Source organism: Devosia epidermidihirudinis (genome assembly GCF_000971295.1).
GTDB lineage: Bacteria > Pseudomonadota > Alphaproteobacteria > Rhizobiales > Devosiaceae > Devosia > Devosia epidermidihirudinis.
The window spans coordinates 146,037-165,657 of the sequence record NZ_LANJ01000016.1; the positions used below are offsets into that span (position 1 = coordinate 146,037).

At 62.7% G+C, this 19,621-nt stretch carries 17 protein-coding genes and 2 tRNA genes; 9 read left to right on the forward strand and 10 right to left on the reverse strand.

The features are described 5' to 3' along the window. Positions 1-29 precede the first annotated feature (29 nt). From WH87_RS09060 to WH87_RS09070, 3 genes are read left to right on the forward strand one after another with little or no spacing between them, the layout of a single operon-like run. The gene (locus WH87_RS09060; protein ID WP_046139417.1) at positions 30-926 is read left to right on the forward strand and encodes an ABC transporter permease; all 897 of its coding nucleotides are present in this window, start codon (positions 30-32) and stop codon (positions 924-926) included. Then, on the forward strand, positions 923-2,017 hold the full coding sequence (locus WH87_RS09065; RefSeq protein WP_082092594.1) for an ABC transporter permease: 1,095 nt from the start codon (positions 923-925) through the stop codon (positions 2,015-2,017). The genes WH87_RS09060 and WH87_RS09065 overlap by 4 nt, the downstream gene beginning before the upstream one ends. Before the next feature lie 28 nt (positions 2,018-2,045). Next, complete coding sequence (locus WH87_RS09070) at positions 2,046-3,038, forward strand: ABC transporter substrate-binding protein (protein WP_046139416.1); 993 nt, start codon at positions 2,046-2,048, stop codon at positions 3,036-3,038. Between the two features lie 54 nt (positions 3,039-3,092). Here WH87_RS09070 and WH87_RS09075 read toward each other — a convergent pair whose 3' ends face one another. The 4 genes from WH87_RS09075 to WH87_RS09090 all read right to left on the reverse strand — a co-directional run bounded on the left by WH87_RS09075 (position 3,093) and on the right by WH87_RS09090 (position 9,358). Beyond that, positions 3,093-4,286 (reverse strand): class I SAM-dependent RNA methyltransferase, encoded by a 1,194-nt coding sequence (locus tag WH87_RS09075; RefSeq protein WP_046139415.1) that lies wholly within the window; start codon positions 4,284-4,286, stop codon positions 3,093-3,095. Between the two features lie 111 nt (positions 4,287-4,397). Then, entirely contained in the window at positions 4,398-7,325 is a 2,928-nt protein-coding gene (locus WH87_RS09080; RefSeq protein ID WP_052726476.1) for an FAD-binding and (Fe-S)-binding domain-containing protein, read from the reverse strand. Positions 7,326-7,406: 81 nt separating this feature from the next. Next, on the reverse strand, positions 7,407-8,198 hold the full coding sequence (locus tag WH87_RS19780) for a PadR family transcriptional regulator (RefSeq protein ID WP_245622353.1): 792 nt from the start codon (positions 8,196-8,198) through the stop codon (positions 7,407-7,409). A 167-nt stretch (positions 8,199-8,365) separates the two neighbouring features. Continuing rightward, positions 8,366-9,358, reverse strand: coding sequence for a complex I NDUFA9 subunit family protein (locus tag WH87_RS09090; RefSeq protein WP_046139413.1), 993 nt, complete (start codon positions 9,356-9,358; stop codon positions 8,366-8,368). A gap of 136 nt (positions 9,359-9,494) precedes the next feature. Between WH87_RS09090 and WH87_RS09095 the strand changes: the two genes are divergently transcribed. Together WH87_RS09095 and WH87_RS09100 are read left to right on the forward strand one after the other, a co-directional pair. Then, positions 9,495-9,857, forward strand: a complete 363-nt coding sequence (locus WH87_RS09095) for a GFA family protein (protein ID WP_046139412.1) — start codon at positions 9,495-9,497, stop codon at positions 9,855-9,857. A 57-nt stretch (positions 9,858-9,914) separates the two neighbouring features. Further along, positions 9,915-9,999 (forward strand) — tRNA-Leu (locus WH87_RS09100). Positions 10,000-10,325: 326 nt separating this feature from the next. Here the strand turns inward: WH87_RS09100 and WH87_RS09105 are convergent. Genes WH87_RS09105 through WH87_RS09115 form a run of 3 tightly spaced genes read right to left on the reverse strand, consistent with a single transcriptional unit; the run spans position 10,326 to position 12,189 of the window. Continuing rightward, positions 10,326-10,562: a Trm112 family protein gene (locus WH87_RS09105; RefSeq protein WP_046139411.1), complete on the reverse strand. Its 237-nt coding sequence runs from the start codon at positions 10,560-10,562 to the stop codon at positions 10,326-10,328. Further along, positions 10,562-11,227 carry an LON peptidase substrate-binding domain-containing protein gene (locus WH87_RS09110; RefSeq protein WP_046139410.1) on the reverse strand — a complete coding sequence of 222 codons (666 nt, stop codon included), beginning with the start codon at positions 11,225-11,227 and terminating at the stop codon, positions 10,562-10,564. Before WH87_RS09110 ends, WH87_RS09105 begins: the two co-directional genes overlap by 1 nt. Positions 11,228-11,238: 11 nt before the next feature. Next, positions 11,239-12,189, reverse strand: coding sequence for a thioredoxin family protein (locus tag WH87_RS09115; RefSeq protein ID WP_046139409.1), 951 nt, complete (start codon positions 12,187-12,189; stop codon positions 11,239-11,241). A gap of 202 nt (positions 12,190-12,391) precedes the next feature. Between WH87_RS09115 and WH87_RS09120 the strand changes: the two genes are divergently transcribed. After that, positions 12,392-12,466 (forward strand) — tRNA-Gly (locus WH87_RS09120). A 290-nt stretch (positions 12,467-12,756) separates the two neighbouring features. Then, positions 12,757-13,869 (forward strand): lipid II:glycine glycyltransferase FemX, encoded by a 1,113-nt coding sequence (locus WH87_RS09125; RefSeq protein ID WP_046139408.1) that lies wholly within the window; start codon positions 12,757-12,759, stop codon positions 13,867-13,869. Here the strand turns inward: WH87_RS09125 and WH87_RS09130 are convergent. Further along, positions 13,866-14,957: an FAD-dependent oxidoreductase gene (locus WH87_RS09130; protein ID WP_245622355.1), complete on the reverse strand. Its 1,092-nt coding sequence runs from the start codon at positions 14,955-14,957 to the stop codon at positions 13,866-13,868. The genes WH87_RS09125 and WH87_RS09130 overlap by 4 nt on opposite strands. A gap of 97 nt (positions 14,958-15,054) precedes the next feature. Between WH87_RS09130 and WH87_RS09135 the strand changes: the two genes are divergently transcribed. After that, a complete protein-coding gene (locus WH87_RS09135) occupies positions 15,055-15,321 on the forward strand; it encodes a DUF2188 domain-containing protein (RefSeq protein ID WP_046139406.1) in 267 nt (88 codons plus the stop codon). Between the two features lie 172 nt (positions 15,322-15,493). On the opposite strand, the gene WH87_RS09140 is transcribed toward WH87_RS09135, so the two are convergent. Next, on the reverse strand, positions 15,494-17,749 hold the full coding sequence (locus WH87_RS09140; protein ID WP_046139405.1) for an ATP-binding cassette domain-containing protein: 2,256 nt from the start codon (positions 17,747-17,749) through the stop codon (positions 15,494-15,496). Positions 17,750-17,857: 108 nt separating this feature from the next. Then, positions 17,858-19,255, reverse strand: a complete 1,398-nt coding sequence (gene miaB, locus WH87_RS09145) for a tRNA (N6-isopentenyl adenosine(37)-C2)-methylthiotransferase MiaB (protein ID WP_046139404.1) — start codon at positions 19,253-19,255, stop codon at positions 17,858-17,860. Between the two features lie 99 nt (positions 19,256-19,354). Between miaB and WH87_RS09150 the strand changes: the two genes are divergently transcribed. Then, complete coding sequence (locus tag WH87_RS09150; RefSeq protein ID WP_046139403.1) at positions 19,355-19,552, forward strand: hypothetical protein; 198 nt, start codon at positions 19,355-19,357, stop codon at positions 19,550-19,552. The last annotated feature ends 69 nt before the right edge of the window (positions 19,553-19,621 follow it).

Sequence of the window (19,621 nt, forward strand, 5' to 3'; positions counted from 1 at the left end):
CGAGGGAGTTTGAGCGGTGGGTGGCGGGTATGAAGCGCGTTCTCCCAATCATCGTGGTGCTGATCGCCATCGTGCTCGTGTGGTACGCGGCGGCGATTGGCATGAATGCGCAGTGGCAGAGCGATGTGTATCGCCGCGCCAATGTCACTGATGTGCCCTTCACCCAGTTTGCCATGGACACATGGAACCAGGAAAAGCCGGTGCTGCCGACGGCCCATCAGGTGTTTGGCGAGCTTTACAATTCCACTGTTCTGGTCGCGCCCAACAAGCCGCGCAGCCTGCTGTTTCATGCCTGGGTGACCTTCTCGGCGACGGCGCTTGGCTTTGTCATGGGCTCGCTGCTGGGGATCGGGCTGGCGGTGCTGATTGTCCACAACGAGGCGATGAACCGCTCGCTGATGCCCTGGATCGTGGCCAGCCAGACCATTCCCATTCTGGCACTGGCGCCGCTGATCGTGGTCATCGGCTTCAACATTTTCACCGGCACGCTGGGCATTCCGACCGATCCGGCGCGGCTGATCTCCAAGGCCATCATCTCGGCTTATCTCAGCTTCTTCCCGGTCGCGGTGGGCATGGTCAAAGGCCTGCGCAGCCCCGAAGCCATCCAGCTCGACCTGATGCACACCTATAACGCCTCGGCCAACCAGACCTTCTGGAAGCTGCGCTGGCCAGCGGCCGTGCCCTATCTCTTCACCTCGCTCAAGGTGGGCGTGGCGGCCTCGCTGGTCGGTGCCATTGTCGGCGAAATGCCGACCGGTGCCGTCGCTGGGCTCGGTGCGCGCCTTTTGGCGGGCTCCTATTACAGCCAGACCACGCAGATCTGGGCGGCTTTGTTTGCCGCTTCGATCCTGGCGGCGCTGCTGGTGATCGCGGTGGGCGTGGTCGAAAAATTGGTCAATCGCAGCATGGGGGCGCGTCCGGCATGAGCCAGCTCCAATATTATCTCGCCGTCGTCGCCGGTGGCATCTGTGCCGCAGCCCTGGGGTTCAGCCTGTTGACGCCGCTGGAGAGCGGTCTGTTGCTCAAGGCTTTCCTTGCGGTGGGCACGCTATCGCTGCTGCGTTTTGTGGTGCCGCTGGGCCTGTGGATCGATGGCGCCATCGCCGTGTTCGGCGCCGTGGCGCTGTTGACGACGCTGGGCGTCTACGCGCCGACCCCGGCCTTTTTCTGGCTGGCGCTGGTGGGGGCGTGGCTGTTCTCGTGGCTGTTCGTGGAAAGGCTGAGCCACGCTCTGGCCTGGCGCATTTCCGATAGCGCGGGCCTGGGCCTGTTGATCCCGGTCATGTTCGGGCTGACGATCCTGGTGATCTGGGAAGTGGTGACCCGCGCGGGCAATGTGCCCCAAGTGATCCTGCCGCCGCCCTCGATGATCGGGGCGCGCATCATGGCTTCGCTGCCAACGCTGTGGGCCGATTTCCAGCAGACTTTCCTCAAGGCCGTGCTGATCGGCTATGTGCTGGGCTGCGGTCTGGGCTTTGTGGTGGCGATCCTGATCGACCGCTCGCCTTTCCTTAAGGCAGGCTTGCTGCCTCTCGGCAATTTCGTTTCGGCGCTGCCAATCGTTGGCGTCGCCCCGATCATGGTCATGTGGTTCGGCTTTGACTGGCCCAGCAAGGCGGCTGTCGTCGTCATCATGACCTTCTTCCCCATGCTGGTGAATACGGTCGCGGGGCTCAACGCATCCTCGGTCATCGAACGCGACCTGATGCGCACCTATGCTGCCGGTTACTGGCAAACCCTTATGAAGCTCCGGCTCCCCGCTGCGGGCCCCTTCATATTCAACGCCCTCAAGATCAACTCGACCCTGGCCTTGATCGGCGCAATCGTAGCGGAATTCTTCGGGACACCCATCGTGGGAATGGGCTTCCGGATCTCTACCGAAGTCGGCCGTATGAATGTCGACATGGTATGGGCCGAAATCGCGGTGGCGGCTGTCGCGGGATCGGTCTTTTACGCAGGTGTTGCTCTCATCGAGAGGGGCGTCACTTTCTGGCATCCGTCCGTGCGTGGTGCATAGGACGGAGCAAAACTGAGGGAAAACGGCAATGAAGACACTTCTGATCGGCGCCCTTGCAGGCGCAATGACGATGGCGGCAGTGGGCGGGGCTTGGGCTGAGGACAGCGTTACGCTGCAGCTCAAGTGGGTGACGCAGGGCCAGTTTGCTGGCTATTACGTGGCCCAGGAAAAGGGCTTTTACACCGATGAAGGCCTCAACGTCGAAATCAAGCCAGGTGGCCCCGATATCGCCCCTGAGCAGGTGATTGCCGGCGGTGGCGCTGACGTTATCACCACCTGGATGGCCCCTGGCCTTGCAGCGCGCGAGCGCGGCGTGCCGCTGGTCAATATCGCCCAGCCGTTCAAGCAGTCGGGCCTGCTGCTCACGTGCCTGAAATCGGAAGGCGTTGAAACCACCGCCGATTTCAAGGGCAAGACCCTCGGCGTCTGGTTCTTCGGCAACGAATATCCATTCTACGCCTGGATGGCCAAACTCGGCCTGCCCACCGATGGTGGCGCTGATGGCGTCGAAGTGCTCAAGCAGGCGTTTAACGTCGACCCGCTGATCCAGAAGCAGGCCGCCTGTATCTCCACCATGACCTATAACGAATATGGTCAGGTGCTGAAGGCCGGCATCACGCCCGAAGAACTCACGGTATTCAACTATCGTGACGAAGGCGTCGGCATGCTCGAAGACGGTCTCTATGTCATGGAAGACAAGCTGGCCGACCCAGCCTTCGTCGCCAAGATGACCAAGTTCGTCCGCGCCTCGATGAAGGGCTGGGAATATGCCCGCGCCCATCCAGAAGAAGCCGCACAGATCGTTGTCGATAACGACCAGACCGGCGCGATGTCCGTGGAAGACCAGCTCTATCAGGTCTCCGAGGTCAACAAGCTGACAGAAGGTTCGACCGGCGTTCTGGACGAAGCCGACTACCAGCAGACGGTCGACACGCTGCTCTCGGCCGTGTCGCCAGAAAACCCAGCCATCACCAAGGCCCCCGTCGGTGCCTTCAGCCACGTCGTGACCGACGGGCTGTAAGTGAGGGTTTGATTGATTTGAAAGGCGGGGAGCGATCCCCGCCTTTTTTGTCGGCTAGCGCCGGAAGGTGGCGGCGATTTCGATGTGGGTGGACTGGCTGAACTGGTCCACGGCGATGAGATCGCTCATGGCGTAGCCGCCGCCGATCAGAATGGCGGCATCGCGGGCGAAGGTACGCGCGTCGCAGGCCACCATCACCACGGTCTTGACCTTGGATTTGGCCAGTTCGCGCACCTGCGCCTCGGCCCCCGCGCGGGGTGGATCGAGCACGACGGCGTCGTAATTGAGCTCGAACTGGGTCATCGGATCGCGGAACAGGTCGCGATACCGCGCCGTGACTTCGCGAATGCCCTTGGCAAAACGGCGCGCCTTGTCGAGCGCGGCAATACCGGCGCGATCATTGTCGGCGGCGAACACCGGCCGCTGTTCGGCCAGCCGCAGCGCGAAGGGACCCACGCCGCAGAAGAGATCGGCGACGGATTTGGCCTTGCCCACGGCATTGAGCACGTAGTCGGCCAGCACCTGCTCGGCGGTCGCGGTGGCCTGAAGGAAGCTGGCAATCGGCATTTCGACCTGCGCCTTGCCCATCTCGACGATCGGCGGCTGGGTTTGCAGCACCATTTCGCCATTCAGCGCCAGACGGGCCAGCTTGAACCGGTTGACCAGCGGGGCCAGACGATCGGCGCGCGCGTGCTTTTTCTCGGTGCGCACGGCGACGTCGAGGCCTGTCAGCGTCGCGGTGAAGCTGACGTCGGCTTCACCCACCGATTGGAACACGGCGCGCGCAATGTCGGGGGCCTTGGCGAGGCCGGGCACCAGGATGGGGCAGGTATCGAGATCATGCACCTGATGGCTGCGCAGCCGCATATAGCCGGCGCCCTCCTTGCGGGCATGCATGGTGGCGCGACGACGGCCATCGCCCGCTGCGTCGATAAAGCGGCCGACTTTGACGTCTATCCCCGAGAAATGCAGCGGCGTTTCCACAAGGCCAATCTTGAACGCCTCGTAGCTCGGCCGATCCATATGCTGCAGCTGGCAGCCGCCGCAGGCGCCGAAATGGCTGCAGAACGGCGTCGCGCGGTCTGGCGAGGGGGTGACGATGTCCACCAGCGTACCGCGCTCGCCATCGGCCTCGATAACAACGGTCTCGCCGGGAAGGGTCAACGGCACAAAGACCTTGCGGCCGTCAATTTCTGCAACACCCTCGCCCTTGTGGCCGAGGCTGGTGATGGTCGTGGTGATGGTCATGTTCGTCCGGGGCTTGCTGAAGGCTTCAGTACCCGGTTTGTGGCCGCAGGTCACCCCATGGCGTGGCAGTCGTCTCCCTCCCCACAAGGGGGAGGGAGGTCGACTGATGGTTCAGTGGGTTGTCACGGGCCGGCTGGCCCATTCGAGCAGGCTTGCCAATCCCACAAACGGCACGCCCGCATGTTCGCTCAATCCCGACGCGCAGGTGGAGACGGTGGAGACGCCGAGGGTACACCCGGCCGGGATGTCCTGTTTGGCGAAGCGGGTGGCGTGGGCGTTGAGTTCGGGGACGAACAGGCCCTTGTCGCCGGCATAGCCGCAGCAGGTCACCGAGCTCAGGACCGCGATCTCGTCGGCGCAGGCGCGGGCGATGGCTTCGGTCATGGGTTGTTCGGCGAGGCGCTGGGCCGAGCAATTGTGGTGCACGGCAACGCTGGGCAGTTTCTGCGTCATGGTCAGGCGGGGCAGCACCTGGGCGATGAGGAATTGCGCTGAGTCGAGCACTGGCGCGTCGCCGGGGAACTCCTTGAGATGCTTGGCGCAGGTCGAGGCATCGGTGACGACGCTGAGGCGACCGGCATCGGACAGGGTGGACAGCTCCCGTTTGAGGTCGCTGCCGACGCGGGCCGCTTCCTCGGGAAACCCCTTCGACTGGAACGGCTGGCCACAGCACTGGCCGGTGAGGTGCTCGGGCACGATCACATCGAACCCGGCGCGCTCGAGCAGGGCCACCACGGCGTCAGGCACGGCCAGCAGATCATGCTCGGTCTTGGGCGCGCCAAACATGCGCGTGGCACAGCTGGGGAAATAAACGATCGAGGGGCGCCCGCTCTGGGCGATCGGCACGGGAAAGCCCGTGCTGCGCGGGTCCTGCCGGGTCGGTGTTGGCCTCGGCGCGCCCGAGCCATGGTGCAGGGCGCGCGAGACGCGCGGCACACGCTTGCCGGTGAGGCGGCGGGCCGTTTCGGTGATGGCTTCTACAGCGGGGGCCGGAATGATGGTGCGGGCCATGTCGGCGAGACCGATACCGCCTGCCATTATGGTTTCCACGGCGCCCCGATGGTCGGCGACAAAACCGGCGACGGCGCGCGCGGTGGCGCCCCGGCGCTGGGCACGCTGGCCGATGATCATGGTGCCGGTTTCAATACCGACCGGACAGCGGAGCGAACAGAGATTGCAGGCCGCGCAGGTATCAAGGCCGGGATACTGGAAATCCTCATCCAGCCGCTTGAGGCGGGCGGGGTCTTCGCCCGAGGCGCGCAGGCGTTCGCGTTCGCGGGTGACGGCAATGCGTTGGCGCGGCGACAGGGTCATGTGCTGGCTGGGGCAGGCCGGTTCACAGAACCCGCACTCAATGCAGAGATCCACCAGCTCGTCGGCAGGCGGCATCACCTTGAGATGCTTGATATGGACCAAGGCATCCTTGCTGAGCAGCACGCCCGGATTGAGCAGGTTATCGGGATCAAACAGCGCCTTGATCTGCCACATCAGCCCATAGGCTTTGGAGCCCCACTCCGCCTCGACAAACGGCGCGATGGCGCGGCCCGTGCCATGCTCGGCCTTGAGCGAGCCGCCATATTGAACCGAGACCAGATCGGAGAGGGCGGCCGAGAAGGCGTCAAACTTTTCTGCCGAACCGGGTTCGGCAAAGTTGTCGCTCATCTGGAAGTGCAGATTGCCCGCCAGGGCATGACCAAAAATGATGGCGTCCTGATAGCCGTGTGCGTCGAGCAGGCTGCGCATATCGATGACGAAATCGGCCAGCCGTTCGATGGGCGCGGCCACGTCCTCGGTCAGCATGGCGGTGCCCTTGGGGCGCGCCGCCCCGCCCGAGGCAAAGAAGCCCTTGCGAATATCCCAGAGCGCGTGGCTGCGCGCGTCGTCGGTCGAAAAATCGATATGGGTCGCGCCATTGGAGGCGAGGATTGCCACGGCCTTTTCCACCTGGCGCTCAAGCTCGGCCGCGTCGGGAGCGGTGACGTCGATCAGCACGGCCGGAGAGGTCTCGGTGAGCCAGGGCAGCAGCGGCGCCATGGGGGGCAGGTGTTCCACCGTCGCCAGCGCCCGGCGCTCGATATATTCGGCGGCCGTAATGCCGGTGGTGACCTGCACCCCGCCATTGGCCATTTCAATGATTGCCCGGCCGGCCGATTGCGGATCGGGGAAAGGTACCAGCGCCGTCGATTTGAACGGATGCTCGGGAACGGTGTTGTAAGTGACCTCGGACACAAAGCCGAGCGTGCCTTCCGAGCCGACCATGAGGTGGATCAGGATATCGAGCGGGTCGTGATAATCGACCAGGGCATTGAGCGAATAGCCGACGGTATTCTTGATGCGGTATTTCCTGCGGATCAGCGCCACCAGCTCGGCATCGTCCATCACGCTATGATGCAGGCGATGCAGCCCCTCGAGCATGGCGGCATGGCTGATGCGGAACGCCTCGCAACTCGCCGCATCGCCCGAATCGAGCATGGTGCCATCGGCCAGCACGATGCGCAGCCGCGCCATGGTGTGATAGGTGTTCTGCGCCACCCCGCAGCACATGCCCGACGAGTTGTTATTGACCACGCCACCGATCTTGCAGGTGGCCTGGCTCGCCGGATCGGGCCCGATCTTGCGATCAAAGGGCTTGAGCGCCTTATTGGCGTTAGCCACGATGATGGCGGGCCCCAGCGTGATCTGGTCGGCGCCGGGATGGATGGCGAGCTTGCGCCAGCCGTCGCCCAGAACCGCCAGCACGCCATCGGTGATGGCCTGACCGGAGAGGGAAGTTCCGGCGGCGCGGAAGGTCAGGGGCAGCTGTTCGGCGCGGCAGGCTGCCAGCACCGCGCGCACATCGTCCTCGGTATTGATGAACACCACAGCGGCCGGAACCAGCCGATAGGAGCTGGCATCGCCGCTCCAGGCATAGGTCATCAGCGGATCGGTATACATCTGGCCCGAGACGCGACCCTTGAGGCGCGCCACGAGGCGCTCACCGGCGGCCAGACGGTCGGGCGTGGGCGTGTGGACGAGGGAGGGGATTGTGGCTTGCTGCATGCCCGAAGGCTAACATGTTAGTTCCAAGCTGCAAGCGAGAAGTGGCGCCGACGTTGCCGGGGGCGCCACTGAAGGGTCGGCTTAGATATCGATATCGTCGTCGCCGAGCGCATCAATCTGGGTGGCGGCGTGATTGAGCACGGCGGCGGCTTCGCGCTGTAGTTCTTCGGAACCACGGCGGGCCTTTTTGAGCGCCGCCTTCAGCGCCTTGCGGGCCTCGTTGAGCTCGGGCACCACGTCCTTGAGATCGCGATCGGCAGGGCCTTCATGCTCGTCACCCCAGAAACGGGGGGCACCCCGACCGGGGCCACGACCGGGGCCGCGACCTTCGCCACGCCCCTCGCCACGGTGGGGAGGCTCATTGCCGCCCTCTGGGCCAGCTTCGCCGCGATTGAATGGCCAGTCGGCCTTGGCAAATTCGCGGAACCGCGCCATCTGCTCGCCAGCCTTGGCCAGAAAGTTCAGCGTGGCCTCGATGGCCTCGCGATTGTCGTTGAGATGGGCGCGACCCTCGTCGGTGATGGTATAGAGCTTCTTGTTGCCATCGGCTTCCGAGGTCACGTAGCCGGCTTCCTCAAGGAAGGTCAGCGCGGGATAGACCACGCCGGGGCTGGGCGAATAAAATTCGGCCGACTTTTCCTCGATGGCCTTGATCAGGTCATAGCCGTGGCGTGGCTTCTGCTCGATCAGGTAGAGCGCCACCAGCCGCAGATCGCCCGAGGCCAGCATGCGCCCGATGCGGAAATTGCCGCCCATTTTGCCAAAGCCTTCACCGGCTTCCCCGCCTGCGCCGGCAAAGCGGTCCCAGCTGCGGCGGGCCATGGCTTCCATGCGGCGCCAATTTGGCTCTCCATCTTTCCAATAGGTTCCCATAATGGGTCTCCGATATATCTTTCGTTTCACTGAGACCAAAGATTGGCGCGGATAAAGGCGAATTCAAGATATATCGTAAGATTGTTTTGTTGCGCTGCGACAGGCCAAAACAAAGAACCCCCGGGCGTCTGCCCGAGGGTTCAAAATTCTTGAGACCGCGTCGCTGGTTACGCGGCGGGCGTCTGGTCCAGTACCGGCTGGCGGTCGAACTGGCCATGGCGGCGGAAGCGCCACATATAGGTGGGCAGGATATTGTCCATCGAGGCTGGCGTAATGCCAAAAGCAGCAAAGGTGCGCTTGTCCTTGATGGCGGCGTCCGAAACCACATTGTCCTGGCCGAGCAGCTCGACCTGATCGGCGGTGATCAATGGCGGGAACGGCAGGATGGCGAAGGGCAGCGCCAGGAGCTTGGCAATGCCGCCGGGCAGCGGCAGCAGGAAGCGGTTGCGCTGGGTTTCGCGCTGCACGCGCTCGAGCAGCGCCTTGTGGGTCTCGACGTCTGGCCCACCGAGCTCATAGATGCGGCCGGTCTTGACCTTGCCTTCGGCGGCCTGCGCGATGGCTTCTGCCACGTCCCCCACATAGGCAGGCTGGAAACGCGAGCTGCCACCAATCACCGGCATGATCGGGAACAGGCGCGACAGCGTGCCCATCAGATTGAAATAGCCATCGTCCTGACCAAACAGGATCGAGGGGCGAATAATCACCGCATTGGGGAAGGCGGCAAACACGGCTTCTTCACCAGCCAGCTTGGAGGCGGCGTATTGGCTGGTCTCGGCGGCCTTGTCGACGCCCAGCGCCGACATATGCACCAGCACGCTGGCGCCAGCAGCCTTGGCGGCCTGCGCGACCGTCGCGGCGCCGTCGGTGTTGACGGCGTCAAAGGTCTGCGCGCCACGGCCATAGCCGACGCCCACAAGGTTGATGACGATATCGGCGCCGGCAACGGCACGCTGCACCGAGGCAGCATTGCGCACATTGGCCTGAATGGGCTGGATCTGGCCGACATTGCCCAGTGTGGTGACGTGACCAACCAGATTTGGCCGCCGCACGGCGACGCGGACGCGGTGGCCGAGGCGGGCAATCTGCTGCACCACCTGTGTGCCGACAAAACCACCACCACCAAAGACAGTGACAATTTTCTGGTCGTGACGAGCCATGGAGAACTCCGGCATTGCAGGGCTTTCCCGCTTCTAGCCCATGCGCCGCGCCGCTGTCGAGGCCCGGTGGCGCGAATCGGCTTGACTCTGATGGGTCTATGTTCTTGTTTTGTTCGAAATGTCATGGAGTAAGACGATGCCCGAAATCAAAACCTATTCCGGCCAGTGCCATTGCGGCGCCGTCCGCTACACCGTCGACACCGATCTGTCGGGCATGGGCGACTGCAACTGCTCGCGCTGCCGGCGAATCGGCTGGATCCTGCAATCGGCCCCTGCCAGTGCCTTCAATCTGCTGAGCGGAGAGGACAATCTCACGCTCTACCGGTTCAACACCGAAAAGATCGACCACCTGTTCTGCAAAACCTGCGGCATCGAATCATTCGCGCGCGGTGATGATGGCAAGGGAAATGCCATGGTGATGATCAATGTGAACTGTCTGGAGGGCGTCCCAACGATCGATCGCAGCACGATAAAGCACTGGGATGGGGCTAACTGGTGATGAGACGATAAAAGCGCATTGACATCCTTCGAGGCTCGACCTAGTTAGACCGCGCCTGCCCAGATGGCGGAATTGGTAGACGCGCACGGTTCAGGTCCGTGTACCGCAAGGTGTGGAAGTTCGAGTCTTCTTCTGGGCACCAAGTTTTAAACCCCGGTCATGACGAAAGTCGTGACTGGGGTTTTTGGTTTTCTGGGCTCACGCATTTCCGTTGGCGGGCTAGCGAGCCTTCCCCAGGCATCCAACCCGGCAAAGGTCCTGTCACCCCGGCCTTGAGCCGGGGTCCATCTCCCGACCACGCAGCGCCGCGCGGTGGCTCCGACAGGCATCTCAGGATTGATCCCGGCTCAAGGCCGGGATGACATCGCGGGTGTGGTGAGGGTGGGACTGAATGTGCAGTCGTCTCCCTCCCCGCAAGGGGGAGGGGACCGATCGAGGCTGGTTGAGCTAAGCGAGCGCCGATTCGCGCTATTCGCTTGGGCGTTTGGCGACGGCTTTGATTTCTTCGGGCTCGACGGTGCGGGCTTCATCAAGGCTGAGCAGGGGCACGCCTTTGACGATTGGAAAGGCCAGCCGCGCGGCGACCGACACCAACTCGGACTTGTCCGAGGAGAGCGTCAGCCGCGTCTTGGTGAGCGGGCAGACCAGCATTTCGAGCGTTTTCACGTCAAAGACGTGGCGCGGATCGATGCGGGGCGTCTGCATCAGTTGAGCGGGGAGGCGCCGTTGCCGCCCCGCGCAATTTCGTATTCGGTCATGGCGATCAGCGTTTCAGCGCGCTGCTCGAGCGTTTCGGCTTCCAGCAGCACCTGCTTTTCGGCGGCGCCATAGGGCCCCACCATGCAGCAGAAATTGACGAGATCGGCCGTGCCTGTGCGCTCGATTTCTTCCCAGTTGAGCTCGATCGAGGCGAACTCGGCATAGTCGCGCATCATTTTGACGAATCGCTCGCGATCCACCGCGTCTTCACCGAAGTCGCGGGTGAAATCATTGGTGAAGCCATCGGCCGCAATGACGCCCTGTCGATAGGGCGTCATCACCGTCAGCTCATGGGCGAGGCGGAACCGCGTCACCCCTTCGAGGATTATAAAATAACGCCCCTCGCCGCTTTCCTCAAAATGGGTCAGTCGACCAAGACAGCCGATGGACTGCAGCGGGCTGCGGCCCTTGGGGCTTTCTTCGCTGGTATCCTCGGGCTGGATCAGCCCGATCAACCGGTCTCCCCGCAGGGCTGCGTCCACCATTTCGATGTAGCGCGGCTCAAAAATATTGAGCGGGCGATGGGAAAACGGCAGCAGCAATGCCCCGGTGAGCGGGAACAGCGGAACGGATTTGGGCAGGTCGGCCGGCGAAGCGGGACGCTTGAGCATAAAACCTCCCCTTAGGAGAACAGGGCGGCCGAAAGCATGCGGCGGCCCTTGAGCGTCGCGGGCTCCTTGGGACCCCACGCCTCAAAGAATTCCAGCAGCTTCTTGCGCGCGCCATCTTCGTTCCAGGTGCGGTCGCGCTTGAAGATGGCGACGAGCGCTTCGGCAGCCTCGACGCGCTTTCCCTCGGCATTGAGCGCCAGGGCCAGATCGAATCGCGCCTGATGGTCATCGGGATTGGCCGCAACAGCTGATTCGAGTGCGGCGGTTTCCGACAGATCAGCCGCTTCGCTCAACAGGCGAATCGAATTGATCAGCGTCGTATAGGCCTCGCCCTTGCGCTCTTCTTCGGGGAGCAGGTCCAGTGTTGCCTGCGCCTGCGGTACTTCGCCAGCCGCCAGATAGACCCGCGCCAGCCCGATCAGCGAGGCGGCGTGATCTGGCTGATGCTGCAGCACCATGCCAAACACCTGTGCGGCCTGACCAAGGTCGCCCGCAGCCAGCGCTGCTTCGGCAGCAGCCACGGCCTCGGCGATCTGTGATTCGAGCGAGCCTTCTTCAGGCTGTGGCTCTGGCGCACCGGCAATCACCTTGTCGGCAAAGCGGCGCACTTCGCCCTCGGGCATGGCGCCCATAAAGCCATCCACAGGCCGACCGCCCGAAAAGGCGAACACGGCAGGAATCGACTGGATGCCGAGCTGGCCCGCAATCTGCGGGTTTTCGTCGATATTGATTTTGATCAGGCGAATCTTGCCGGCCTTCTCCGCGATGACTTTTTCAAGCGTTGGCGTGAGCTGGCGGCAGGGTCCGCACCATGGCGCCCAGAAATCGACCAGAATCGGCGTGTCGAGAGAGGCATCGATCACATCAACCTTGAAGGCCTGATCGGTCGAATCCTTGACCAGAGCCCCGGCGGGCACGGTGGACTGGGGAGCGGCGGTAACGCCGTTGAACGGAGTGGACATGGCAAAAAGGCCTTTGCGCTAGGCGGTCTTAGGTGTGTTTGGGGTTTGAGTTGAGCCCGCAAACGATGGTGTGGCAAGTCCCTGCACCCCACGCTGACACGAAGATGTCACTTCGTTGAAATTGTGGGTTGCAATCGGAGTTTCGATTAGGCATATAGGCCCTCGTCGACGCGGTGCCAAGGCAACGGGCTGACAACGGAGCGCGGGTGTAGCTCAGGGGTAGAGCATAACCTTGCCAAGGTTAGGGTCGTGGGTTCGAATCCCATCGCCCGCTCCAATCTTCCTTCCCGCGAAGGAAGACACGATCCAAGGGTCAGACGCAAGTCTGGCCCTTCGTCGTTTCTGGGGCCGCAATCTGAACTGTGGCCACAAATTCCTCTAATCGAATCAATGATGTGGCCGAATCACCACGCGGTGATTCGATTTGACCAATCGCGCTGCATTAGTGATTCGGTGACCACATTCGCCGCGAGAATCAGATTCAGGAACCGGCTCCCTGCAATGGAACGATTTGTTAGTCGGGCTGGCAGAGTTTAGCCGTGTGCGCTGAGTGCCAGGACAGAACAGATGTCGACTGCATTGCCGGAGCTTTCCACCCCCACGCGACGCTCTGCGCTGCAGCTGCGCCATGTGGCGCCACAGGACTGGGATGGCTATCTCGCCCGGATGGATTTCGTCTGTCAGGAGCAGCTCTATGCCTATGCACGCCTGCGTTATAGCAGTCTGACCGCCGAGCCGGTGGTGTTTGAGCGCGATGGTGAAGTTGTCGGCGGCTCACTGGTGCTGGTGCGGCGGCTGCCGCTCAATCTGGGTGGCATCGCCGTGACCAAATGGGGCCCGGTGCTGGCCGATGAAACCGCGCCGGATGCGGCTTTGGTTTACCGGCAGATGGTGGAGGCGCTGAAAGCCGAGTTTGCCGAACGCAGGAACATGCTGCTCTCGGTGATGGCGCGCCCTGCGGTCAATCAGGACGAGTTTGACCAGTTACTGGCGCTTGGCTTTCGGCCCGGTGCGCAATTGCGTGCGCCGGAGCGCTATTTTGTCGATGTGCGCCACGACGATGCAGGCTTGCGGGCTGGCTTTGCCCAGAAATGGCGCAACCGGCTGAACAAGGCTGAGGCCTCAGGCCTGGTGTTCGAGCGGGCCACGGCCGAGCAGGAGCCGGAATTTGCCGCACTATTCCGCACCATGCTGGAGCGCAAGCAATATGTGGATCACTCCGCCTATGAGACGATCCCCGCGCTGCTGAACCACCCGATACCCGCCCTGCGCTATGAGCTGTTTTTTGCCCGGCACGAGGGCAAGGCGGTGGCTGGGGCCGTCGTTGTCAAAGCGGGCCGCACGGCGACCTATCTATATGGCGCGAGCGACGATGCCGCGCTGCCGCTGAGCGCGGGGCACTTCATGCAGTACAATATCATCCGCTGGCTGCGCGATAACACGCGGACCAAATGGTACAATCTGGGCGGTCATGACGACAATGAGGGGCTGCGGACGTTCAAGACCGGGTTGGTCGGCAAGACCGGCGCCGTAATGGCGTTTGCCCCGAGCGCGCAAATTGCCACCCATATCGTGCCGCGGGTGCTGGGGCAGGCAGCGCTAATGGCGCGGCAGACCGTGATCAATGCCAAGCGAGGGCTGGAGGGCTGGCGCAGCAGGCCCAAAAAGGCCGCGCGCTAGCCAAGATAATCCAGCAATTCGCGTGCGGCGGCTGCGCCGGCGCGATTGGCCCCGATGGTGGAGGCCGAAGGGCCATAGCCGACCAGATGAATGCGCGGATCGCGCGCCACCTGCGTTGCCAGCCGTCCCGTCATGGTGATGCCGCCAGAGGGCTCGCGCAATTGCAGCGGCGCCAGATGATCGAGCGCGCTGCGAAAGCCGGTGCACCACAGGATCACGTCGACATCGAGCTCGCGCCCATCATCCCATTTGACGCCCGTGGGCGTGATGGCATCGAACATCGGCTGGCGCTCGAGCACGCCGCGCTGGCGCATCGCTTCGATGGCTGGGGTCATGGGCAGGCCGGTGACCGACACGACCGAGCCGGGCGGCAGGCCCTGTCGCACGCGGGCCTCGACCAGTGCCACCGCATTGTGCCCGGCATCGGCATCAAACGGCCCCTCGCGAAAGCGCGGCGGCGTGCGGGTGACCCATGAGGTGCGGGTCACCCTGGAGATTTCATCGAGCAGCTGGATCGCCGAAATCCCGCCGCCGACCACCAGGACATGCTTGCCGGAAAAGGCGTCGGCAGTTGTGTAGTCGCGGGTATGCAGCTGCTGGCCAGTAAAGCTCGCCGCGCCGGGATAGTCGGGAATGAACGGCTTTTCCCAGGTGCCGGTGGCGTTGATGAGCCCGCGCGCGGAAAACAGGCCTCGATCGCTTTCTATACGCAGCCGATTGCCCCGGTCGCAGACCACATTGACCGTGGCGGGACGCAGGACCCGGAGATCAAAGTGCTCCTCATAGGCGGCGAAGTAATGCGGCACGGCCACGGCGGCCTGCACGCTGTCATCTCCACCCGCCGTATCGGCAAAGCTCATCCCGGGCAGATCATGCACGCGATTGACGGTGGAGAGGGTGAGCGACGGCCAGCGATATTGCCAGGCGCCGCCCGGCTTGGGCGCCTGATCGAGCACCAGAAAATCCTTGCCCGCGACCAGCCCCTGCTTGGCCAGATGATAGGCCGAAGACAGGCCTGCTTGACCGGCGCCGATGACGACAATGTCGAGCTTGAGCGCGACGCGAATGTTAGGATCGGTTTCCGGCACGCTCGCCCCCATCTCGAATGCACAAACATGTAGGCAGGGCCCGTCAGCGAGGCAACCTCCGGCGGTTCTGCGGGTTATGCAGGCACAGGAGCATAAAATGGCCCACGTGACTTACGATGTCGTCGAACACGATGGCGGCTACGCCTATAAGGTCGGGGACGTGTTCTCCGAGACCTTCCCCACCCACAAGGCAGCGCTCGACGCCGCCATCTCCGCCGCCAACCGCCAACAGGTGGCCGGCAAGAGCGAGGCGATCCAGTATCAGGATGGCCAGGGCAAATGGCATGAAGAACAGTCCGACGGCGGCGACCGCCCCGAGACCGAAGTCGAGGACGACCTGATCGAGCCGCCGCTAAAGCGGTAGGATTTGGGCGAGTAGCCCCCCACCCTTGATCCCTCCCGCAAGGGGGAGGGTGTCGACCGATGGGTTGTGCATCACCCACCGCGTCATTCCCGCGAAAGCGGGAATCCCCTTTGGTATTGCGAGCTTTAGATGGGAGATTCCCGCTTTCGCGGGAATGACGAGGTGTATGTGCCTACCCCCGCGCCGCCAGATGCTGGCCGGTGAGCGAGGTTTTGGATTGGGCGAGGTCGGCGGGGACGCCTTCAAAGCCAATCCTGCCGCCATCCTGACCCGCGCCGGGGCCGAGGTCGATGACCCAGTCGGAGCGGGAAATCACATCCAGATTATGTTCGATGACGATGACGGTGGAGCCAGCATCGACTAGCCGATCAAACAGCCCGATCAGCGTATCGACGTCGTTCATGTGGAGGCCCGTTGTTGGCTCGTCCAGCACATAGATATTGCCCTTCTTGCCGAGTTCGGCGGCAAGCTTGAGGCGCTGGCGTTCGCCGCCGGACAGCGTTGAGAGCGGCTGGCCCAGGGTCAGATAACCCAGCCCCACATCGTCGAGCCCCTTGAGGATTTTGGCGACGGCTGGCTCGGTGAAAAAGGCCACCGCGTCGTCGACGCTCATTTCATAGACATCGCTGATCGACTTGCCGCGCAGCTGATGCTCCAGCACTTCGGGCAGGAAGCGTTTGCCCTCGCAAGTTTCGCAAGTGGTGACCATGGGGTCGAGATGGGCGAGGTCGGTATAGATGACACCCAGCCCATTGCAGTCCGGGCACGCGCCCTTGGAATTGGCTGAGAACAGCGACGCCTCGACGCCATTGGCCTTGGCGAAGGCCTTGCGCACCGTGTCGAGAATGCCGGTATAGGTGGCGGTATTGGAGCGGCGCGAGCCACGCGCCAGGTTCTGGTCGATGATGATGGTGTCGGGATAGGCCAGAGGCAGGCAACCCTGGATCAATGACGACTTGCCCGACCCGGCCACGCCCGTCACCGCGGTGAGCACACCCTTTGGAATGGCCACCGAGACATCTTTGAGATTGTTGAGCTTGGCATGTACGATGTTGAGCGCTCCGTCGCTCTTCCGCACATCTTGCTTGATCGGTTGGTGCTTGCGCATGTGCTGGCCCGTCAATGTGCCGGAGGTCAGCAGGCCCGCATAATCGCCCTCATAGACGATCTCGCCGCCCTTGCTGCCGGCGAAGGGGCCCATATCGACGACATGGTCGGCAATGGCGATCATGTCGGGCTTGTGCTCGACGATCAGCACCGTGTTGCCCTTGTCGCGGAGCTGCTGCATCAGCCCGGCGAGGCGGCCGACATCGTGGGGGTGAAGGCCCACAGAGGGCTCGTCAAACACATAGGTGATGTCGGTGAGCGAGCTGCCGAGATGGCGCACCATTTTGACGCGCTGGCTTTCGCCGCCCGACAGGGTCGAGCTTTCCCGGTCGAGGCTGAGATAACCCAGCCCAATGGTCACAAGGTTCTCCAGTCGTAGCACCAGCGCGTTCAGCATCGGCCCGACCGATTGGGCATCGATCTTGCGCACGAGGACGGCAAGGTCGCTGACCTGCATGGCGGAGAGCTCGGCAATGTTGTGGCCGTCGATCTTGCTGGCGAGCGCAGCCGCGTTCAACCGCGCGCCATGGCAGGCAGGGCAGAGGGCGCGGGTGAAGATGCGATCATATTCGAGGCGCACATGCGGCTGCAGGCTCTCGGGGTCCTTGGCGCCCAGCCCCTTTTTGAGCTTGGCAACGACGCCCTCATAGGTCAGCCCGATCTTGCCAACCTTGATTTTGCGACCATCATCGAGATGCAGCAGGTTTTCGCGCTCTTCAGCGGAATATTGGCTGATCGGCTTGTCGAGATCGAACAGGCCCGAATTGGCGTAGATTTCCCAATACCAGCTGTCGACGGCGAAATCCTTGGGCAGCAGCGCGCCAGCCTTGAGGGACTTGGTTTCGTCGAGCACCGCCGACATGTCCATCGCCGCCACCTGCCCGATTCCTTCGCAATCGGGGCACATGCCGCGCGGATCATTATAGGAATAGAGCGAGGGGGAGGCGAGGCGCGGTTCGGCCAGCCGGGAGAACAGCACGCGCAGCATTTGCGCCGCGTCCGTCACCGTGGCGACGGTCGAGCGCGAATTGCCCCCCAACCGCTGCTGATCGACAATGATGGCCGCCGAGATGTTTTCCAGCACATCGGCATCGGGCTGGCCGTAATGCGGCATGAATTGCTGCACGAAGGCCGGATAGGTTTCGTTGATCAGCCGCTGGCTTTCCGCCGCGATAGTGCCGAACACCAAAGAGGATTTGCCCGAGCCCGACACGCCGGTGAAAACCGTGATCTGCCGCTTGGGAATGTCGAGCGAGACGTTTTTGAGATTGTTCTCGCGGGCCCCGCGAATGGTGATCGAACCGTATTCGGGCTGGGTCATCAATTTGTCCTGTGTCACGCCGTGTCGGGCACACTGAAGCGCCGCTGCTGACACGACGCGTCAGCAAGCGGCATTTCGACGTCTGTTCAGGACTATCTGTGCCGCAGGTCAGGCCGCTTGCGCAACCTTGAGGCGGCCGACCAGCGAATTGGTCGAGGTGCCGATGATCTCGACCTGATGGATCGCGCCGATGAGGTCGGTTGAGCCATCCAGATGCACGGCCTGAAGGTAAGGCGAGCGACCGCCGACCTGTCCCGCCATTCGGCCTGGACGTTCGATCAACACGGGCAGGGTCTTGCCGACGCAGGATGCGTGGAAGGCGGTGGTCTGGGTGTTGACCAATTCCTGCAAGCGCCACAGGCGTTCGTTCTTGACCTCTTCGGCCACCTGGTCTCCCAGGTTCGCGCCGGGCGTACCCGGACGGGTCGAATATTTGAACGAATAGGCCGAGGCATAACCGACATCGGCGATAATCCTAAGCGTGTCCTCGAAATCCTGATCGGTCTCGCCGGGGAAGCCGACGATGAAATCGCCCGACAGCGCCATATCAGGGCGCGCCTTTTTGATGCGCTCGATGATGGACATGTATTCGGCGGCGGTGTGGCGACGGTTCATCGCCTTCAGAATGCTGTCCGACCCCGACTGCACCGGCAGGTGCAGATAGGGCATCAGGATATCGAGGTCGCGGTGGGCTTCCATCAGCGCATCATCCATGTCGCGGGGATGGCTGGTGGTGTAGCGCAGGCGCTCAAGGCCGGGGATGTCAGCGAGCAGATAGGCCAGCTCGCCCAGCGTGACGCTGCGACCGGACCCGTCGAGCCCGTGATAAGCGTTGACGTTCTGGCCGAGCAGGGTGATTTCCTTGACACCGGCATCCACCAGCCCGCGCGCTTCGGCAATGACCTGGCTGACCGGGCGGCTCACTTCAGCGCCACGGGTATAAGGCACCACGCAGAAGCTGCAGAACTTGTCGCAGCCTTCCTGAACGGTCAGGAAAGCGGTGAGCCCGCGCTTGATGGTGACTTCTTTTTTGGCCGCCGGCAGGTGTTCGAACTTGTCTTCCTCGGGGAAGTCAGTGTCGATAATGGCCTGCTTCATCGTGGGGTGGACATGGCGCTGCGCTTCGGCGCGCGCCAGCATGTCGGGCAGCTTGTGATAGGCCTGCGGGCCGAACACCATATCGACGACGGGCGCGCGGCGGGCGATTTCCTCGCCTTCGGCCTGCGCGACGCAACCGGCCACGCCAATCATCACATCGCCACCAGCGGCGCGGCGCTCGGTCTGCAATTCCTTGAGGCGCCCCAGTTCGGAGAACACCTTCTCGGAGGCCTTTTCGCGGATATGGCAGGTGTTGAGCAGCACGAGGTCGGCATGGTTGATGTCGAGCGTCGTCTCATAGCCGTGCGGCACCAGCGCATCGCTCATGCGGTCACTGTCATAGACGTTCATCTGACAGCCATAGGTCTTGATGAAAAGCTTTTTGGTATTGGTGCGCATCTCGGTCATGGCCGCTCTTTACCAGAGAGCGCGGCAAGACTCAAAGCCGATGCTGTGCAACCTCGACATGGCTGGCGGGTTGTTCTCCTACACAACAGGAGATCACTCATGGCACAGACCCAGCCGACTAAAAACGACAAGGCCGCCGCGATGAAGGGTGGCAAGAAGCCAGGGCCCAAGGACGCTCCCGTGCAGGTCCGTGGCGCTGGCAAGGATGCCATGGCCGACAAGCCCAAGGATTGGGACAAGCAGGACGATGCGCTGGACGAGAGTTTTCCAGCCAGCGATTCCAGCGCGAAATACTAAGGGTTTTCCGTCCGTTATGCCGATTGCCCGATATCCCGACTTGCTCGATTACGCGCACACCGATTACTG

What these genes read in the sequence shown, in the direction of transcription:
- WH87_RS09060 (WP_046139417.1), top strand. Translation starts at nt 30, where the DNA reads ATGAAGCGCGTTCTCCCAATCATCGTGGTGCTGATCGCCATCGTGCTC.
- WH87_RS09075 (WP_046139415.1), bottom strand. Translation starts at nt 4,286, where the DNA reads ATGACCATCACCACGACCATCACCAGCCTCGGCCACAAGGGCGAGGGT.
- WH87_RS09090 (WP_046139413.1), bottom strand. Translation starts at nt 9,358, where the DNA reads ATGGCTCGTCACGACCAGAAAATTGTCACTGTCTTTGGTGGTGGTGGT.
- WH87_RS09095 (WP_046139412.1), top strand. Translation starts at nt 9,495, where the DNA reads ATGCCCGAAATCAAAACCTATTCCGGCCAGTGCCATTGCGGCGCCGTC.
- WH87_RS09080 (WP_052726476.1), bottom strand. Translation starts at nt 7,325, where the DNA reads ATGCAGCAAGCCACAATCCCCTCCCTCGTCCACACGCCCACGCCCGAC.
- WH87_RS09105 (WP_046139411.1), bottom strand. Translation starts at nt 10,562, where the DNA reads ATGCAGACGCCCCGCATCGATCCGCGCCACGTCTTTGACGTGAAAACG.
- miaB (WP_046139404.1), bottom strand. Translation starts at nt 19,255, where the DNA reads ATGACCGAGATGCGCACCAATACCAAAAAGCTTTTCATCAAGACCTAT.
- WH87_RS19780 (WP_245622353.1), bottom strand. Translation starts at nt 8,198, where the DNA reads ATGGGAACCTATTGGAAAGATGGAGAGCCAAATTGGCGCCGCATGGAA.
- WH87_RS09125 (WP_046139408.1), top strand. Translation starts at nt 12,757, where the DNA reads ATGTCGACTGCATTGCCGGAGCTTTCCACCCCCACGCGACGCTCTGCG.
- WH87_RS09150 (WP_046139403.1), top strand. Translation starts at nt 19,355, where the DNA reads ATGGCACAGACCCAGCCGACTAAAAACGACAAGGCCGCCGCGATGAAG.
- WH87_RS09140 (WP_046139405.1), bottom strand. Translation starts at nt 17,749, where the DNA reads ATGACCCAGCCCGAATACGGTTCGATCACCATTCGCGGGGCCCGCGAG.
- WH87_RS09135 (WP_046139406.1), top strand. Translation starts at nt 15,055, where the DNA reads ATGGCCCACGTGACTTACGATGTCGTCGAACACGATGGCGGCTACGCC.
- WH87_RS09070 (WP_046139416.1), top strand. Translation starts at nt 2,046, where the DNA reads ATGAAGACACTTCTGATCGGCGCCCTTGCAGGCGCAATGACGATGGCG.
- WH87_RS09065 (WP_082092594.1), top strand. Translation starts at nt 923, where the DNA reads ATGAGCCAGCTCCAATATTATCTCGCCGTCGTCGCCGGTGGCATCTGT.
- WH87_RS09110 (WP_046139410.1), bottom strand. Translation starts at nt 11,227, where the DNA reads ATGCTCAAGCGTCCCGCTTCGCCGGCCGACCTGCCCAAATCCGTTCCG.
- WH87_RS09115 (WP_046139409.1), bottom strand. Translation starts at nt 12,189, where the DNA reads ATGTCCACTCCGTTCAACGGCGTTACCGCCGCTCCCCAGTCCACCGTG.